The following is a 19,421-nucleotide window of genomic DNA, read 5'->3' on the forward strand; positions in this document are numbered from 1 at the left end:
ATATTGCCCTATCTTGAATCTTTCCTGTCGTTGAACCAAAATCAACTATTAAAAGATGTTTTTTTAAATAGGCAACTACAAACCTATGTGAACTATTTTTAAACATGAAAAAAAATAATCTCTCGAGCCGTAGTTTTTCTTCGGCTATTCTAATTACTTCTTTGATGCTATCTACTTCTTGTGGACCAGAAATTGATGAAATTGTGGTGCCACCAATAGAAGATTATTCCATCGGTATACCAATTCTTAATGGGGGTTTAGGCTTTTCTGATTTACTAACAGAAGAGCAAATGGAAGATGTGACTATTAATGGAGACACCATGTCTTTTAGTTTTTCGGATACTTTAGAAATCGCAACAACTGAAGACCTTGTTCAAGCTTTCGGAAGTAGTAGTACTGACGACTTTTTTAGTGTGGACTTTCCAGATCCGATTGACGGATTAGGAGGAAGTGTACCAATTCCTGCAGAAGGCGTTACTTTGCAGTTTGCTAAAGACGCAAGCGATTGTACACCGTCAGTTCTTCCTTGTATAGAACTTGCCAATGATGTTGCCGATGCGACCGTATCATATATTAGATATATGAGTGGTAACTTGGTGGTTGGTTACAATAGCCTTGGAGCTAATGAAACTTTTAATCTAGTGTTGTCAAATATTACAACATCATCCGGACAGTCTAGTATTTCTGCAACTGGTGTTAATGGTTTAGCTCAAATTGACCTTACTGGGGTTGAATTTGAAATGTCTGAAACACCTACTGTAACAATGAATGTAACTAATGCTTCAGGTACTCCTGTGGCAAGTGGTAATCTTTCTAGAATTACATTTTCTAGCGATAACGAAGCGGATAGAGTAAAACTATTCTTCCCTAACGGTATGGCGGATGCAGGGTTTGATATTCCTATAGAAGATATCGATACAGATTATCTATCGGATATCTTCCCAGAAGGAGCACAGTTGACATTTAGAGATCCAATGATTTCATTCGATTTTGATAATCCTTTAGGTACAGCAGTACAGTTCGATTTATCAGAAGCACAGAATGGAGGTGTTGTAGCTATTGTAGGAAGTGATGAAATACCTGTTTCATTTACTGAGTCAGCTGCAGATACTGGGAATGTAAGTAGTTGTTCTCAGATTATTGATGTTGTTCCTGCAACAGATTTTGAGCAGCCTTCAAATACACTTCGATACATGTGTGATGCAGGAAATATCTTAAGTCAAAGACCTACTATAGTTAGGTTTACGGGTGCAGCAACTTATGAGATCAACAATGGAGACGAAATTTTCTTCTCTAATAATGATAAAGTAACAGCAATTTTCTCTACTAAAATCCCAATCTATATGGGCTTTACAGGTATGAACTTTACAAGTGGTTCAGATCTGGATTTAGATTTTAGTTCAGAAATCGAAGAAATTAATACAGCTGTATTACGTTCACAAGTAAACAATGGGATTCCAATTGACGGTACATTGAAATTTGTCATGAAGGAATCTGAATTCGGTATTGCAACGGATTCAATCATTGTAAATGGTGGAGTGGAAGGTGCAAACCTTATTCAATCAGCTGAAGTAAATAGTGATGGTGTAGTGATTGGTGAATCTGAACAATACCTCGAAACGCCTTTAAATGAAGGACAAGTTCGAGCTCTATTGAATGCAGGTTACTTGGATATTTCATTTGGATTGAAAGCAGATGCTAATCCAGATACTGAAGTTCCGGAACCAGTTTTTATTTCAAATTCACAATCTATGGATATCAAGATGGGGATGCTACTTAACGGTACTATCAATTTTGAATCTGATAATTAATCCCATCTTTTTAAAACTACACTAGTATTAACTATGAAACTTAAAAAATATATATTACTCACTTTTTCTCTAATGGCTTTAGCACATTGGAGTTCGGCACAGCAGATAAATACATTGTATTTCATGAATAGTGTGCCACAAAACACAAAACTTAATCCAGGTAAACAATCTGAAGCAAAGTGGGCTGTAGCATTTCCTGTAACTAACATGGGACTGAATGTTTTCAATGGCGTTAGTTTGAATGATGTTACTTACAGAAGCAATGACTCGACCATTTTAGATATCGATGGTTTGTTAGATAAATTGGAAGATACTAACCGCCAGATGTCGATGTTAAACTCAGAAGTATTTGGCTTGTATTTCCAGAAATATAAGTGGGGTGTTAACCTGAGAGTGAATTACACTAACATTGAACACCTGACTTATTCAAAAGGATTGTTCAATACAGTATTAAAAGGACCTGCCTCTCAAGAAGTATTAGGTAATCCGCAACCATTAGAATCAGTAGCTAAGGTTTTTGGTTTTATGGATGTAGCGATTGGAGGTAATTATAGAATCAACGATAAATTAGTAGTGGGTATGACGGCTAAAGTATTGTTTGGTTCACACAATGTCAATGCAAAATTGAATGGTCAGATCTATCAAGACGATGAAGCAAACTTACCTTTAGTATTAAATGGTAATATTGAACTTGCTTCTAATGGCTTAGGTGATATTGTTGATGAAGAAGGTAGTGTAACTATCGATGGAGACAATATTGCAGAAGATATTGCTACATTTAAAAATGTAGGTTTTGCTATAGATTTAGGTGCTACTTACCAGTTTAGTGATAAACTATCTTTCGAAGCATCAGCTTTGAATTTAGGTACAATATTCTGGAAGGATGATACCAACTATAATTACAATGCTTCATTAGATTCTATCAATTATGATGGTATGGATCCTGTAAATTTAATCAATGGTAATGCTGATAATCCATTTCCTAGTATTGGAGATTCATTAAATTTTGTTGATGTAGCAGGCGAAGCACCAGGTAATACACCATTACCAACTATCGTAAACCTTGCGGCAACCTATGAATTTTGGGATAGAGCAACAGCTGGAGCGTTATTCTCTCAAATGTTTTACGAAGGAGAATATTATCCAAGTTTTACACTTTCTGCGGATAAGCAGTTTGGTAAATTCTTCGGCTTTGGCTTAAGTTATACAGCAGATAAATTCAATGCTTTTAACCTTGGTGGTATGATTTCAGTTGGCTTCCCAGGTTTACAAGTTTATGTGTTATCTGATAATATTTTGAGTGCTGCTATTCAATATGATAAAGCAAGAGCGGCTAACTTAAGGTTCGGTATTAACTTACCTTTTGGTGACGTAGAAAAAGACGATATGCCCAACTCTTTAAAAAAGAGAATGAGTAACAGAAGAAGACGATAAAATTAAAGGCCTGAATCTACTAAGATTCAGGCCTTTTTTATTTTTAATTCAATATCAAAACTAACTGCAATATTCAATTACAGCTTCTCTGATATGTGTGAATGTCTCTTTTAGAAGCTCTTCATTCTCTTCAAGAAGAGTTACTCTAAACCCTTCTAATTCCGAACAAAATGAAGATATAGGAACTACGCAAACCCCTTTAGCAGCCAATAAGTTGTAAACAAATTGTTTATCAAAAGGCATTTCTTCTTGAACCCATTCATCTCTCATTGCAGCAATTTTAGGATCATCAATTTTTAATGATTGTCCTGCTTTCAACATCCCTTTTTTGAAGATGATTGTATTGTAAAATGCACCATACGTTTTATTAAAAGTCAGTTGAGGTAAATCACCCAATAGACTAGCAATAATTTCAGCACGCTTTCCAATTGCATCATTCGCTTCTTTTCGATAAGGAAGGTAACGAGGGTCTTTCATTATTCTAGGGATAGCCATTTGAGGGAGTTTTGTAGAACATACCTCAATCATCTTAGCATTGTCTAATGTCTGGCACAATGCATTGAATTGTGGATCGCTTGAACGGTTATAATATTCCATCCAACCACATCGAGATCCTGGCCATGGAAATTCCTTAGAAATACCTTTTAAAGCTATACCAGGAACATCTCCAATATATTCAGCCAAAGTGATGGCTTTCGCTCCATTATAGGTCACATTTGCGTAAATCTCATCGGATACTAAGAACAAATTGAATTCTTTAGCAATCTCGACAAATCGATCTAGAATCTCCCTTGGATAAACCATACCTGTCGGGTTATCTGGGTTGATAATTAGAATACCTACAATATTAGGATTGTATTTGATCTTAAGATACAAATCGTCCATATCAGGATACCAATTGTTTTCTGGATCCAACTTGTAAGTAAGAGGCGTAGTGTTGGCGTGGGCGGCTTCGGCGGATGAGTGTGTTGAGTAAGCTGGTGAAGGACCAATAATTCTTGATGTAGGAACCAAGAACTGATATAATTTGGAAATGGCATCACCTAGGCCATTAAAAAAGAGAATGTCATTGGCGTCAATTTGAACACCATTTAATTCATTTGTTTTTTCTGCTAAGTATTCTCTCGTCTCAAGAACACCTTTAGAGTGACAGTACCCAAAAGTTTCGTTTTCATTGATCAGGCCACCAATAATCTCTCGCATCCATTCCGGCATACTACCGTTTTTCTGAATTGGATCACCGATGTTTTCCCAATAAATTCTTCTACCTTCTTTTTTGAGTAGGTCAGCCTTTTTTACAATTCCTCGGATTTCATAGCTAAGTTCATTAGCTCCATCCCTTAATAATTTTTGTCTCATCGCACAATTTAATCGTCGACATTACCCGCCAAAGTAATGAAGACTATTGAAAATATATTATATCCTACAAAATAGAATGCCCACAAGGTATTTACCTAAATTCTATTTTTGGATGATTGTCCTCAAAATTGGGAGTTCATTAGGAAAATATCAAAAAAGTTAACAACAAATTACAATATTCAATTTGAATATAGAGTTTTATTGAGATTTCCTATAGTTTCAGGTGTTTGTGTTCTGTTGTGTAGCCTTCTTGCCATATACGAAACTTCACTCGATAGATAGTTTTTCATTTCTTCTACCGTAATCTTTTTGTCTTTATTTTTATCTGCTGCTCCTTGGAGTCCTTTAAGGAAGAAATAGGTAAACATGGAATGGTAGTTTTCATCATACCAACTCGATACTTGTTCTGAGGCAGCAGAGCTAAAAATTACAGCCTTATCATCTTTTAATACTTTATTTTCTGTTTTGATAAATACTGGAGATATACTTTTTAATAACATTCCTCCGTCAGAAGAGCCACTGAAACAGGCATCGATCACCACGGTTAGTGATTTGTAGGGAACTTGCCCCAAATTTTCATAGAACGTAGAAAGTGCATATCCATTAAATTGGATCAAAGAAGGGTCTGTATCTACAGGTACAAAATATCCTTGTTGGGTTTCGGGATTGGGAGCACCATGGCCAGAGTAGTAAACAAAGACATCTGATGCATTGGGTTTGACATAATTAAAAAGCTTGCCTTTTCCATTACCTTTAATACCAAAAACAGCATTGAAATCAGCCTGAGTAGCATCCTCTAAATAAATGATATTGCCCTCTTGGAAACCATACATCTTTACTAGATATTCTTTCATAGTTTTAGCGTCATTGATTGCATAGTCTACTTTAGGAACATCATTGTGTCTATAGTTTTTATTACCAATGATCACAGCAACGGCGTCTTTATTTACTTTATCCCAAGAAGGAATGTCCTTGTCGACATCACTTAAAGGGTAGTTGTCCACAGTCTTTTCTTCTTTACTTTTTGATATTGGAACAACTACTTCATTCGTAGTAGTCGAAGTTGTTTTTTTCGGAGTTGCTGGAGCAATTGAAGGGATATTTAGTGTTGATAAATCAATATTCTTACCACTTGATTTTGCCCAATTGTATTCTTCTAAAAATGTGGAGAAATACGCATTCATTATTTCAGAAACAAAAGACTTGAGTTCATAAGAAAACCGAGTTGATGATGTCTTTTTGAAAGCTACAGTTGTATTTCCAGAGGTAGCATCTTTTACTAAAAGGTATAAATCTAAGTAATTGCCTTCTACAGTTTTATTGAATTTATAAGAAACATCAACATATACATTTTGCCACCTGCCTAATAGTAAATGCCTCAACTCTTTGTTGGATAAATCGCAAGAGTTTTTGGATTTGATTTCCATCATCGGTGCATAAGTATTAATGACATTAAACCCATTATATCGAAATACTTCTTCAATACTTTGTACTACTACTCTATTGTTATATAAAAAATAAGAATCACAGAAAGATTCATTCTCTTGTGTGTAGGGTAGAATAGCAATGCTTTTTTGAGCATTAATTTTTTGTGCTGATATAAGAATAAGAAGTAGTAGAATTAAGGATCTCATATTTATTCTGATTGCTGTTAATGAAGTTTTGGTTGAATCTTTTTTAAATTCCAATTAAATATGGAACTCTTAATATAATAAACCAATTAAAATTGTAATTTTGTATGGCAAATTAGTCTTCAACACAATCCATTAAAACTCAAAATTATATGGTCGCCCACGACAAGATCCAAGCTTTAATAAATAGTAGTAATTATATCTCAAGAGACCTATCATGGTTACAATTCAACTACAGAGTTTTGGCGCAAGCTCAGATGCCTTCTAGAACTGTATTTGAACGTCTTAAATTTTTAGCAATTACGGCTTCAAATTTTGATGAATTCTTTATGATTAGAGTTGGATCACTATATAATTATATTGATTTTGGAAAACGTCGTTTGGATTATTCTGGGTTAAGAGAAGATCAATTTAAAGAAAAACTCTACGCAGATATTCAAGAGTTTACTCAAGCACAATTTGAGTTAGTACAAAAAGAATTAGAGCCACAGTTTGAAGACAATGGTTTTAAGATCGCTAAAGTAAAAGACCTTAAGAGTTCGGAAAAGCAACAAGTGGGTGAGTATTTCAAAAAAATGGTATTCCCGATGTTAACACCAATGGTATATGACACATACCACGCTTTTCCTGTGTTGAATAATTTGCTGACTATTCTTGGGGTTGTTACTGTAAATAAAAAAGAAGAAACAGGAAATAGACGTAAAATATCTTTTGTTCAGATACCTAAGAATTTACCAAAGTTCTATCAAATTGAACGAGAAGATTATTGGGTTTTTGTTCCGATTGAAGATATTATTGAAGAGCATGTTTCTCAGCTTTTCAGAAACGTTGAGATTGAGTCTGTAGATATTTTCCGTATCACAAGAAATGGTGATTTTACATTAGACGAAAGTGATGATGTAGATACTGATTTCCTAAATGAGTTGAAAGCTAAACTTAGAACAAGGAAAACTGGTAGAGTGGTAAGAATGGAGATGTCTGCCAATCCAAATCCATTATTAAGAGAAACATTAATGGAGAAGTTTGATATCGCTGAGGATAACATTTTCCTTTCTCCAGTATTCTTAGACTTTACAAGATTGTGGCAAATTGTATCACACAAAGCTTTTGCTTATTTACAGCCACCATCTCCAAACTATGCTATACCTGTAGCATTGCAATCAATTAAAAAAGGAGATTCAGACAATATTTTCAACCGTCTGAAAAAACAAGATATACTTCTTCATCATCCATACAATAGTCCTGACCATATGTTAGAACTATTGGAAGCAGCTGCTGATGACCCTAAAGTAATGGCCATTAAAATGACGATTTATCGTTTGGCGAAAGACTCTAGGGTAACAAAAGCATTATTGAGAGCCGTTGAAAATGGTAAACAAGTTTCTGCTTTATTTGAGGTAAAAGCTCGTTTTGATGAAGAGAACAACCTGAATGAAGCCAAGAAATTGCAAGAGGCAGGGTGTTTTGTGATTTATGGTGTATCAGCCGTAAAGACGCATACCAAGTTGATGCTTGTAGTAAGAAATGAGTCTGAAAAGGTTAGAAGATATGTACATTTAGGTTCAGGTAACTATAATGAATCTACAGCAAAACTGTATACCGATATTGGATTAGTGACTACGAATGATGCTTATGGTGAGGATGTATCGGAGTTTTTCAATGCCATTACAGGACACTCTCAGCCGAAACGATATAATAAGTTACTTACAGCTCCTCGACAAATGAGAAAGGGCTTTATTGACTTAATAGAAAAAGAAGCGAAAAATGCTAAAGATGGTTTACCTGCAGGTATTGTGATTAAGGTAAACTCTCTACAGGATGATAAGATGATGGATGCTCTTTACTTGGCTTCTCAGGTAGGGGTGAAAATTCACCTTATCATTCGAGGAATTTGCTGTATTCGTCCTGGAAGAGAAGGTCTAAGTGAGAATATTACGGTGCGTTCGATAGTTGGAGACTATCTAGAGCATACAAGGTTGTTCTATTTCCATAATAATGGAGATCCTGTGGTATATGGTGGTTCTGCTGATGCGATGACAAGATCTTTCGATAGAAGAATTGAATCGCAGTTCGAAATTGTAGATCACTTATGTCGTCAAGAAGCAATTAATATCTTGGAGTATAACTTAAAGGATAATGTGAATAGCTTTATCATGAATGAGGACGGTACTTATTCTAAGATTACTCGAAAAGATGGTGAAAAAGCATTCGATATATTTAAAGAATTTTATCTAGTTACTCAGAAATCTGTCAATAAGGCTAAGCTTTTCTAGGTAAGCATCTACATAAGATTTTATTAAAGAAGCTAAATGTTCGGTTATCGGGCATTTAGCTTTTATTTTTACATGGATAATTCAAATTGATCAAGTAAATGGAATTCACTTTTAAACAGATATTACCAAAGATTGCAGCTTATTGTTCCTATCAAGATCGTTGTAAACAGGAGATTACCAACCGATTGTTGAAATGGGAATATCCAGAAGAGGATATAGAAGAGGTGTTGGCTTGGTTAAAGGATAATAAATTTTGGGATGAGTCTCGCTATGCAGCTTCTTTTGTGAGAGGTAAATTTAGAGGGAACAAGTGGGGGAAAAGGAAAATTTCTATGGCTTTATACCAAAAGGGAGTTGAGCAAAGTATCGGAAAGGAAGCCCTCAATACAGAAATCAAAGACGAAGAATATTATGAAATGGCATTAGAAATTGCCCGAAAAAAAGTGAATCAATTGATTGGGAAAAGTGATGAAAAACACATCATCAAGGGCAAAGCACTGCAATACTTGGCAGGGAAAGGCTTTGAATCAGAAGTATGCTTTAATGCCGTTGAAGATGTGTTGTATGAATTAGAGTTATAGTTTACCAAATAGAAACACGATCTTCTTTATTCCTCCACATGCCATCACTATCTTCTACATCAAATGCATTGTAAAAAGGAGTGAAATTTGAAAGAGGACCGTTAACTCTAAATTCTCCAGGTGAATGTGTTTCTGTTAAGAGTTTAGTTCTTAAAACTTGTACTCTTGTTTTAGATCTCCAGATCTTAGCCCAAGAGAGAAAGAAACGTTGTTCAGGAGTAAATCCATCTATTGTATTATCATGTTCTCCTTTACTTTTTTGAATATCACTAAAAGTAGCGTATGATAATGCCATTCCACTGATATCAGCAATGTTTTCGTTTAAAGTTAAATTTCCGTTGACAAATCTACCTGGTAGAGGTTCATAGCGATCATATTGTGCGATCAGACGATTTGTTCTTTGTTTAAAAGTATCGTAATCTTTTCTTGTCCACCAATTCTGAATTTCACCTTTGTCATTGTATTGCCTACCGATATCATCAAATCCATGGGTAATTTCATGAGCGATAACTGCACCGATCGCTCCATAGTTAATAGCATCATCTGCCTCAGGATAGAAAAATGGAGGTTGTAGAATCCCTGCAGTAATCACGAACTCATTATGTAAAGTATGATAGTAAGCATTTACCGTTTGAGGAGTGATAATCCATTTTTTTGCGACATTCTTATCTTTTAACTTTTTTATCTTTCGCTCAAATAACCATTTGTTTCCATTTGCGACATTTCTTAAATACGATGGTGTAATCTCAAAACTTTTATACGAAGGAAACTTATTGGGGTAGCCAACTTTAACACTCAACGCATCTAGTTTTTTTCTAGCGTAGGATAACGTAGTTGGATCCATCCATTCAATTTTACTTAAACGATCTTTTGCCGTATCCAATAGCTTTTTGATCATATCATTAGCTTTCTGCTTTTTCTCTTCAGAGAAATTTTTTTCGATATAAATCTCACCCACAGCAAAACCCATAGCTTTATTGGTAGCATCTAATACTCTTTGCCATTCTTCTGGCTTCGCCAAAAGACCATCTCTCTTCATACCAAAGTACCTGAAGTCTTCATCAACAAATTCGCTAGATAGGAATGGAGCAGAAAAGTGAATTAGTCGCCATTTTAAATATTGCTTTACTTTTTCTAATCCATTTTTAAGAATAATAGCATCTATACTTGAAAAGTAAGTCGTATTCGTCACAATAACGGTATCTGTATCAATTCCTAATTCTTTGAAGTAATCTTCCCAGATAAAAGTTTGGCAAATGTCCGTTAAACCTTTGATGGTATAGGGGTTGTAATACTTATCATTTTTATGAGTTTTAACGGAAAGGTTGTATTGTTCTGCAATATTTTCCTCTACGGTATAGGCTATTTTAGCATGTTTTAAAGCAGATTCTTCTTCTTCACCTAAAAGCATAAACATCTTTTTAATATGCTGTACATAATCAATTCTCATATTAATAGAATTGGAATCCTGCAAGGCATAAAAATCTGTATTATGTATGCTGATACCAGAAAGTTCTAAATAAACGGCTTGCTTTTGAGGCTGCTTTAGATCTTGAAATATGGTGGGTTTAAAGAAGGGGTTAATTTGATGTTTATGTAATTTTATGATTGCACTTTGTAGATCAAAAAAGGTTTTAATTTCATTGACCTGATCTAGTATTGGTTTTATAGGAGCCCCTTTTTCTTTTTCCCGTTTTTCTAAATCCATTCCAATACGGAAAAACTCAGCGGCTTTGTATTGGTTCGAACCCTTTTTGTAAGTATTTTTTTGATAAGCATCAGTCAGAAGGCCTTTAATGATGAGGTTGTTTTTAACCCTTAATTCGGTATAACTTCCCCAACTCCCTCGGTTTTTTGGTATATCTTCATGGTGCATCCACCCACCATTGGCATAGAGGTAGAAATTATCCTGAGGAGCAACTAAGGTATCCAAGTCGTTCCTGTTGATATAATTTGATGATGAATTTTCAGTTAATGATTGACACCCTAATAAAAAGGGAAGGTAACATAAGATAATAGCAAGCTTTTTCATAAGTTCTAATTTCAGAAAACTGAAAGAGCTTACAAAACAAGGCTTAAAGTTTTTCTGTAAAACCACTCACTAATTGCTTTCGCACAATCTCTTGCTGTAGCAAATGAATCGACAGTGATGTCTCTTAAATCGTTAGATGCTTGTAAAGTGAAGAGCTTTTGCTCAACATAATATGAGATATACATTGTTAAGTGTCGTCCTTCAATAGCCAATTCAATAAATCCATCAAATTTATTTCCATTAGAAAACATCTTTGTAAGATCTGTTTGAATCCCCTCATTTAATAATTGAGACTCTAGGGAATATAAATTTTGTTGTTGGATGATCGCTGAATTTCGAATACGCATCTGACACTTTTTCAATGCATGTGCAATTTCCATAGCATCTTCAGAGACAGCTAAGTCAGATTGATGGTGCCTTAATGTAAACATATAAGACTCCATTTCATGATCAAAAGCATAGTCTATGGTAATTTGGTGGAACCAAGGTGACTCCCACTCAAGGAATAAAGGAGAAGGTACAATACCGGAAACATCAAAAGTATTGTGCCATACATTGTAGAAGAAAGCTTCGTTTTGAACTACGTCTACTTCACTTTCTGTTATTTCTTCACTGATTTTTTGAACTTCATCCAGTTTACTTCTTAACAGTAAGTTCGTAGTTGTTTCTTCTTCAATGTGTTTCCAGGCTCTCCAAGTAAAGTCATTCCAAGAGAAATACTGTAGATTATTTAATCTCTTTTTATAATCAAATACAGAGTCTTCGTCTAATACGTATCCTGGGTAATAATACTTTTTATTACTCATTTGGGCATATTCGATCTCAAAAAGCATACTTGTAATCCCTAAAGATTGTTTGCTGTACTTTGGATCGAAAAGAGCAAGAATACTACAGATAGATTCTTCTCCAATATCAATAAATGAAATGGCAGCGAGATGATTACCATCTAAAATTTGAAGTTCCCATGTTTCGAATGGAGATTCATCATTTCCTTCTTCGAGGAAATAGTTTTTTAGAGTAGTAGGAGAGTTCGGAGATTGAAAGCGACCTTTATGCTCTGCGTACATTCTCTCTTTCTCATCAGTAATTTCTAATGGCTGAATTTTGACATTAAAATCTTTATTCTTTCGAATAAGTTTTCGTTGTGTCTTTGAAAAGGTGAAATTTTCTAGAGTTACTCGAATTGGGACAATAGAATACACATGCTCTCTGAAATAAATCATTTCATAGCGCGACATCATTGGTCCGTCACGAAACCAAGCCTCCTCTAAATACTCATCTAATGTGCTTCCTGTACACTCAACAGGCATAAAATAATCAAAAGTCATCGCCATTGTGCCACTTCCCGTTCTATCTACTCCCAAATAAAAAATGAAATACGTACTTTTGTCGCTCGATTGCAAAAAGTTTTGCCTTCGAGACTTCAAATTTGAAGTAAATTTATCGAATATAAAAAAACTAAGTGAGATAATAGTGGAACTCATCAAGCAAAAAATTGGAGTAGTCGGTGGTAGCCAAGGTTTAGGTAGCTGGATTGTAAAATATTTTCGTTCAAAAGGTGCGGATGCAAGGTTTTCTTCTAGGAAGGAAAACAGTGAGTTCGACTCTAACTTACAACTAGCTGATTGGGCTGATATTGTGGTGCTTGCAGTGCCTATTTCGGCGATGGCTAACGTGATGGAAGAAGTTTTTCCAGCGCTTGATGATAAGTATCTTATCGATGTTTGTTCGGTAAAAAAGTTTGTGATAGAAAAATATCAACAATTACGACAAGTTTACACAGAAGTTTTACCAAAATACTGTTCTATCCACCCAATGTTTAGTCATCGTATTAAAAGTTTTGATGGGAATGTGGTATTATTTAATCACAATGATGGAGCAGAAGATCTAGAAGATGCACTGAAAAAGTGCTTTTTAGAAGACGGTGGAGTTGTTAAAGATGTTCAATATATCAAGCATGACAAGCTGATGGGCCTTGTTCAGGGGCTAAATCACTTCAATGTCTTTGTTTCTGCGAAGACAATGGCGAGATTTGATGAAGATTTTGAAGATATTAAGAGCGTGGCATCACCTCCATATCGTATCTTTATCGTGTTTTATACAAGGTATGTTCTTCAGAACCCATTATTATATGCTGATATCCAGATGAGGAATGAATATGTATACGAAGTAGTTAGGATTTTCAGAGATGAAATGAACAGACTTTTCGATATTATTCAAACTCGTGATAGGGATCAATTTATGGAATACATAATGGAGATGCAGGGTTTCTTCGGACAAAATGAAGGTGATATTGAATTGTCATCACATCTGATGCAAAAATTAAGTCAGAAATTGGAAGAGAAATAGAACATCTGGGTATTTAATAAGTTAAATAAACAAAGAGGGGAGAAGGCACACTTCACGGATTAACAAAATGGAACAATATAGTCAGGCGATCGAACTCATCAAGAAAGGAGAGTTACAAGAAGCGATTTCTCATTTGAACAAAGTAATTGCACAGGATGATAAAAATGTGGGTGCATTTTACCATCGTTCAGTTGCTAGATACAAAATGAAGGCATTTGATGGAGCAATTGCAGATATCAACAAAGCAATAGATTTACAGCCTTTGAATGCTGATTTATTTGCACATAGAGGTATCATTCTTCATATGCAAAAGCATTCAAAAAGAGCCTTATTAGATTTTGATAAAGCACAGCAATTAGAGCCAGATAATCCATATAGATATTCAAGTAGAGCATTTATAAAGGCACATATTAAAGATGTGGAGGGAGCAATTGCTGACTATGAAAAGGCAATTGAATTAGATCCTGAAGATGCTATTGCTCATAATAACTTAGGAATTATCCATGAGCAACAAGGATACAAAGACAAAGCACAAGAGTCTTATGATAAATCAAATGCTTTAGTAGGTTACGAAGGGTTAAACCCAGAACGTTCTGATGTCTCAGACCTTTTAGACGAATGGAAAAAAGAGAAACAAGAGCAGGAAGAACATCAACGTAAACTGATTCAGGAAAGAGAAGTACTGCAAAAAATACAACAGGAAAATAATACTGAAAACGGTTATTGGGGTATTGTGAAAAGTGTTTTTACGAACAAAGCAGTTTTTAAAGAGTTCATTGATTTTATCAAAAACGGATTTAAGTTGCCTTCACAAAACGATAAATCATAAAGTCTTTTTCATATTTCGAAGAATCATTGTAAGAAATATTACATAAGTTGTAAGTATTGCGTACGCAGTGTTTTAGGAATTATAATTTTACATTATATTACCTATAGCTGTTATTCGTTATAAGTTTATCATTACTATTTAAATATTCTAATTCTACTGTTGATGATGCTGTCATTCAATAGAACATAGCTTAAATAAAAGCCTAATTAGGCTAAATTTCTCAAACCTATTATAAACTTGATACTTACTATACATGACTGAAAGAGATATGAGCGGGACAAGCAATTTTGTGAACAATGACGATTTAAACCATCATAATAAACAAAAGATGTTGGAAGACGAAAAAGAAAAAAAAGTCTCTTCAAAAGCAACAAATAATGAGGCCAATGACGGTTACTTTAGACCTGAAGATTTTAACCTAACGGAAGAAGATTTACTGTCAGAACGACAATTTGATGAGCTTCGAATTGAAGTTGATCCCAAACAAACTGCCTTAAGAATTGACAGATTCCTTGTGGATCGAATCCCTAATTTATCCCGTAATAGAATTCAAACAGGGTTAAAAGAAGGTCATTTTGTCGTTAATGGTTTACCGGTAAAACCTAACTACAAAGTAATGCCAGGTGATGTAGTAATGGTATTTATGCCAAAACCTAGATCACAAGAATTAGAGCCTCAAAATATTCCATTAGATATTGTATATGAAGATGAAGATCTTCTTATCGTCAATAAAAAACCTGGTATGGTTGTGCATCCAGGGTTTAACAATACATCTGGAACGTTAGTCAATGCATTGATCTATCATTTCAACGGATTACCTACTTCATTTAATGGTGAAGATAAACCGGGGTTGGTGCATAGAATCGATAAAGACACTTCTGGTCTTTTAGTAGTAGCAAAAAATGAAAATGCACTAACTCACTTGGCCAAACAGTTTTATGACCATACTATTGAACGTACCTACCAAGCAATTGTATGGGGTACTTTCCCAGAGGATAAAACGACAGGTACCATTGAGTCAATGATTGGTCGTTCAGATTCAGATAGAAGGATGTATACTGTTTTACCAGATGATACTACTAGAGGTAAACATGCTATTACACACTATAAAGAATTGAAAAACTTACGTTATGTGAGCTTAGTAGAGTGTAAATTGGAAACAGGTAGAACTCATCAGATACGTGTGCATATGAAACATTTAGGTCATCCTTTATTTTCAGATGCCATGTACGGTGGAGATAAAATCTTAAAAGGTGAACGTACTGGTAAGTATAAAACTTTTGTAGAGAATAACTTTAAACTCTGCCCAAGACAAGCATTACATGCTAAATCTTTAGGGTTTGAACATCCAGTGACAAAGAAATGGATGCAGTTTAACTCTGAGATACCTCAAGATATGCAAAAGCTTCTCAAACGTTGGGAAGATTATTTAAGATATAGTTAAAAAATAAGGCTGTCACAATTTTGCGACAGCCTATTTTTTTTTGATTGCAAAGGGTAATATAACTAAGTCTAGCAGGAATTATTATTTAGATAATTCAAACTGCTTCATTTCTTCTTCAGTGTATTTATGAGAAGTTGAAACATTGTTTCTGATTTCATTAATCACAAAATCAACTTCTTCTTCTGTCATTTCATCAGCTTTCCAGAACAGTACTGTACCTTCTGCATCTACTAATAAAATTGAGAATGCATTATTACAATCGCCTGTATTCCAAGCATCTTGAATAAATCTCTTTGGATCAGTAAGGATTAAAGCATCAGCTTCTTGCTTTGATCTCTTTCTTACCTGACGCGTCATAAAACGTATAACACTGTTAGGAAAAGGTGAATCTGCAAGGTTCACAATACCATAAGCTATATATTCATCTTCAGGGAATTTCCATTTTTTTACTTCTTCAATAAAGTATTCGTTCATTGAAGGTTTATCCGGATCTGGGTAAAAGATTAATGTAACTTTTTCTCCAATACCAGGTGTAACAGCAGGTTTATTATTTAAGTCTCTTATATCGACTTTCTCAATTTTGTCTCCTCTTTTTAATGTCTCTTGAGCATTAACAGACGTGGCAAAAAACGTAAATAGGGAGAGTATAGTAAGTTGATAAATAAGTTTCATAATGATTCTGTTTTTGAATGATATACTTTTTAGAACGGTACTCTTTTTTCTTGAGTTGGATCTATTCGTATTTGTTTACTATTCATTTAGGCAGTTATTATTTTATCCTTTTTTAATAATAACTGATATTGAATTAATTATATTTCACAGTAAAGTGATGGATAATCAGGGGGTTATCCCTTGTTTGTGCAATGTTTTTTAACAACAAAAAAAGACCTCTTTTATGTAAGAGGTCAATAGTTTATGAAATTTCGTTTTAAGGATTTTCTGAATTTACGTCGTTTTTCAATTTTTTGTCATACACTTTTCTGTTCAGAAATTCATTGAGTTGATCAATCGAGTAAGAGCTTTCTATTTCACCTGCACTGTTGATTTTAATATCAAAGCCTTCTAACTCTTGATTTACTTTAGGCTTAGCTGCGGTTCGCTGGAAACCATAGCGTGCTTTTAGGGATCTTAACATAGTAAGTAGTAATATTAGGTTTAACAAAACGTAGTTATCTCTGAAAAAATAGAGATTTAGATAGTAGCTAAAGATTCTCTCAATTGTCCGAGAATCCATTCATTTTTCTTTTAGATCTATATGTAATTTAGCTAATAATCACTAAATGAACTAGTTGATGTACACTATTTAGCCTCTTTGAAGAAAAAAACAAAAAAAACGATCAAATCCATTAAATTGCGTACTATAAAATCTTAATTAATTAATATCTACATCAAAATTGAACATACTAGAAGTAAACGGACTTTCTAAAAAGTATGCAAATCATACCGCTTTAAATAACATTTCTCTTAGTGTACCCAAACAATGTATCTATGGATTGTTAGGCCCAAATGGAGCCGGTAAAACTTCCTTAATACGATCAATCACTCAAATTATCACACCAGAAGAAGGTGAAATTCTTTTTAATGGTCAAGCATTAACTCCAGCTGATGTTTATAAGATGGGGTACCTGCCAGAAGAAAGAGGCCTTTATAAAAAGATGGGAGTAGCTGAGCAGATTCTATATTTTGCTCAGTTAAAAGGAATGTCTTCAAAAGAAGCAAAACAGAAAACAAAATATTGGTTAGATCGCTTAGAGTTAAAACCTTGGCATGCTCATAATGTCGAAGATCTTTCGAAAGGGATGCAGCAAAAGGTTCAATTTATCTCAACAGTTATCCATGAGCCTGAATTACTTATTTTAGATGAACCATTTTCGGGTTTTGATCCTGTGAATGCCCAATTAATTAGAGACGAGATATTAAGATTAAGAGAAGATGGTGCTACTATCATTCTTTCTACCCATAGAATGGAATCCGTAGAAGAATTATGTGATAGAATTGCTTTGATTAATAAGTCTGAGAAAGTAATTGAAGGGACTCAACTTGAAATCAAGAAAGCATACAGAAATAATCAGTTTGATCTTCTTACTACCGATCCAGTTGAAATTGTAACCACTCCACATGAACTTATTCATCCCACTCAACAGGAGTTGTATGGTTATAAACAAACTATTAGGTTGAAGGAGTGCTCTCCAAATCAGCTATTAGAAGAAGTAATAAAGAAAACTACTGTTCTTGGTATTCAAGAGAATATACCTAGTATGCATGATATCTTTATTGAGGCGGTTAAAAAAGGAAATGTAAAAGAATTAGTTAATTCAAATCAGGATGCATAAAGTATTACTCATAATCAAGAGAGAATATATTACAAGAGTTCGTAAGAAGTCGTTTATCATTATGTCGATATTAGGACCTTTAATGATTGCTACTTTTTACGGTGTGATTATTTGGGCCAGCATTTCTGATGGTGAACAAAAAGATATAGCCGTTTTAGACGAGTCTGGACTTTTTACAGAGTTGGTAAATGAAGAAACTGATTTGTTTAGGTTTGTCAGTATTTCAGGTGGATCAGATGTCGGGAAAAGCGAACTAAGTAGCGGAGATATCGATGGTTTTCTACATATACCAAGAGATTTTACAGCAGAACATGCCGATGGAGTGTTGCTCTATGAATCCAAAGGCCTTGGTGCTAAGGTTGTTTCTGAGTTAAAAAGAAAATTGTTAGAAAGAGTACGAGACTTAAGGTTACCGAAATTGGGTGTTACTCAAAAACAGATATTATCACTGGATCAGCCTGTTGAAATCAGAACTATAAGTTTGAATGAGGAAGGTGAAGAATCTAATAGTAATGTTGCTATTTCTACAGTTGTAGGTATCATTGGTGGGTTAATTATCTACTTTTTTGTCTTCATGTATTCTACAATGGTGATGAAAGGAGTATTGGAAGAGAAAACCAGTAGAGTGGTTGAAGTGATTGTTTCTTCTGTGAAACCCTTTCAATTAATGTTGGGTAAAATTATCGGTGTTGGTGCTGTTGGATTGACACAATTAGTTTTGTGGATCATTTTAGGTACTGTAACCATTACTCTTTTATCAAATTTTGTTGAAATTCCATATGAAGAAATCCAACAAGCAAACATGAATAATCCTCAAGCTGCTAATTTGGAGGTGGATGGTCTTTCAAAAGCATATTACATGATGCATGATTTTGATTTCTATTCTATCATCATGGTGTTTGTATACTACTTTATATTTGCCTACCTAATGTATGCGTCTTTATTTGCAGCTATTGGAGCAAGTGTGGATAATGAAACAGATACACAGCAGTTTATGTTGCCAGTGACAATGCCATTAATTTTAGCTATAGCATTGTCGGGTGGTATTGTTTCAGACCCTCAAGGGAGTTTGGCATTTTGGTTTTCTGTGATACCATTAACATCTCCAGTGGTGATGATTATTCGAATGCCATTCATTGGTTTTGGTGGAGAAGTGGTCTTATCAATGGTATTATTACTAGGAGGTTTTCTATTTAGTTTATGGATTGCTTCTAGAATTTACCGTATAGGGTTACTTACCTATGGTAAAAAGCCAACATACGGAGAAATTTTTAAGTGGCTATTGAGAAATGATTAAAGATAACATCAAATAAAATCTCAACATCTTTAAATATTTGGTTTTTGT

Annotated in this window: 15 protein-coding genes; 9 read left to right on the forward strand and 6 right to left on the reverse strand. The window is 34.4% G+C overall.

Annotation, left to right across the window (positions count from 1 at the left end):
* Positions 1-104: 104 nt before the first annotated feature.
* Both QL232_RS08130 and QL232_RS08135 read left to right on the forward strand, forming a co-directional pair.
* Positions 105-1,811, forward strand: a complete 1,707-nt coding sequence (locus tag QL232_RS08130; RefSeq protein ID WP_281613734.1) for a hypothetical protein — start codon at positions 105-107, stop codon at positions 1,809-1,811.
* Between the two features lie 33 nt (positions 1,812-1,844).
* Positions 1,845-3,245 carry a DUF5723 family protein gene (locus tag QL232_RS08135; RefSeq protein WP_281613735.1) on the forward strand — a complete coding sequence of 467 codons (1,401 nt, stop codon included), beginning with the start codon at positions 1,845-1,847 and terminating at the stop codon, positions 3,243-3,245.
* A 60-nt stretch (positions 3,246-3,305) separates the two neighbouring features.
* Here the strand turns inward: QL232_RS08135 and QL232_RS08140 are convergent, their stop codons facing one another.
* Positions 3,306-4,604 carry a pyridoxal phosphate-dependent aminotransferase gene (locus QL232_RS08140; protein WP_281613736.1) on the reverse strand — a complete coding sequence of 433 codons (1,299 nt, stop codon included), beginning with the start codon at positions 4,602-4,604 and terminating at the stop codon, positions 3,306-3,308.
* A gap of 179 nt (positions 4,605-4,783) precedes the next feature.
* Complete coding sequence (locus QL232_RS08145; protein WP_281613737.1) at positions 4,784-6,238, reverse strand: caspase family protein; 1,455 nt, start codon at positions 6,236-6,238, stop codon at positions 4,784-4,786.
* A 149-nt stretch (positions 6,239-6,387) separates the two neighbouring features.
* Here QL232_RS08145 and ppk1 point away from each other — a divergent pair, with 149 nt between their 5' ends.
* Together ppk1 and QL232_RS08155 are read left to right on the forward strand one after the other, a co-directional pair.
* Positions 6,388-8,508, forward strand: a complete 2,121-nt coding sequence (gene ppk1 / locus QL232_RS08150; protein WP_168881004.1) for a polyphosphate kinase 1 — start codon at positions 6,388-6,390, stop codon at positions 8,506-8,508.
* A gap of 98 nt (positions 8,509-8,606) precedes the next feature.
* Positions 8,607-9,089 carry a regulatory protein RecX gene (locus QL232_RS08155; RefSeq protein WP_281613738.1) on the forward strand — a complete coding sequence of 161 codons (483 nt, stop codon included), beginning with the start codon at positions 8,607-8,609 and terminating at the stop codon, positions 9,087-9,089.
* 1 nt (position 9,090) lies between these two features.
* Here the strand turns inward: QL232_RS08155 and QL232_RS08160 are convergent, their stop codons facing one another.
* Together QL232_RS08160 and QL232_RS08165 are read right to left on the reverse strand one after the other, a co-directional pair.
* The gene (locus tag QL232_RS08160) at positions 9,091-11,121 is read right to left on the reverse strand and encodes a M13 family metallopeptidase (protein ID WP_281613739.1); all 2,031 of its coding nucleotides are present in this window, start codon (positions 11,119-11,121) and stop codon (positions 9,091-9,093) included.
* A gap of 29 nt (positions 11,122-11,150) precedes the next feature.
* Positions 11,151-12,485: a hypothetical protein gene (locus tag QL232_RS08165; RefSeq protein WP_281613740.1), complete on the reverse strand. Its 1,335-nt coding sequence runs from the start codon at positions 12,483-12,485 to the stop codon at positions 11,151-11,153.
* Between the two features lie 109 nt (positions 12,486-12,594).
* Here QL232_RS08165 and QL232_RS08170 point away from each other — a divergent pair, with 109 nt between their 5' ends.
* The 3 genes from QL232_RS08170 to QL232_RS08180 all read left to right on the forward strand — a co-directional run bounded on the left by QL232_RS08170 (position 12,595) and on the right by QL232_RS08180 (position 15,743).
* Entirely contained in the window at positions 12,595-13,470 is an 876-nt protein-coding gene (locus QL232_RS08170; protein ID WP_281613741.1) for a prephenate dehydrogenase/arogenate dehydrogenase family protein, read from the forward strand.
* A gap of 67 nt (positions 13,471-13,537) precedes the next feature.
* Complete coding sequence (locus QL232_RS08175; RefSeq protein ID WP_281613742.1) at positions 13,538-14,299, forward strand: tetratricopeptide repeat protein; 762 nt, start codon at positions 13,538-13,540, stop codon at positions 14,297-14,299.
* A gap of 253 nt (positions 14,300-14,552) precedes the next feature.
* Positions 14,553-15,743 carry an RluA family pseudouridine synthase gene (locus QL232_RS08180; protein ID WP_235958252.1) on the forward strand — a complete coding sequence of 397 codons (1,191 nt, stop codon included), beginning with the start codon at positions 14,553-14,555 and terminating at the stop codon, positions 15,741-15,743.
* An 81-nt stretch (positions 15,744-15,824) separates the two neighbouring features.
* On the opposite strand, the gene QL232_RS08185 is transcribed toward QL232_RS08180, so the two are convergent.
* Entirely contained in the window at positions 15,825-16,415 is a 591-nt protein-coding gene (locus QL232_RS08185; protein ID WP_281613743.1) for a YtfJ family protein, read from the reverse strand.
* A gap of 256 nt (positions 16,416-16,671) precedes the next feature.
* Positions 16,672-16,878: a hypothetical protein gene (locus tag QL232_RS08190; RefSeq protein WP_168881011.1), complete on the reverse strand. Its 207-nt coding sequence runs from the start codon at positions 16,876-16,878 to the stop codon at positions 16,672-16,674.
* 259 nt (positions 16,879-17,137) lie between these two features.
* On the opposite strand from QL232_RS08190, the gene QL232_RS08195 reads away from it, so the two are divergent.
* Positions 17,138-18,076: an ATP-binding cassette domain-containing protein gene (locus tag QL232_RS08195; protein ID WP_168881012.1), complete on the forward strand. Its 939-nt coding sequence runs from the start codon at positions 17,138-17,140 to the stop codon at positions 18,074-18,076.
* On the forward strand, positions 18,069-19,373 hold the full coding sequence (locus QL232_RS08200; RefSeq protein ID WP_168881013.1) for an ABC transporter permease: 1,305 nt from the start codon (positions 18,069-18,071) through the stop codon (positions 19,371-19,373). The genes QL232_RS08195 and QL232_RS08200 overlap by 8 nt, the downstream gene beginning before the upstream one ends.
* Positions 19,374-19,421: the final 48 nt, after the last annotated feature.

The organism is Flammeovirga sp. SubArs3 (genome assembly GCF_947387565.1).
GTDB classification, from domain to species: domain Bacteria; phylum Bacteroidota; class Bacteroidia; order Cytophagales; family Flammeovirgaceae; genus Flammeovirga; species Flammeovirga agarivorans.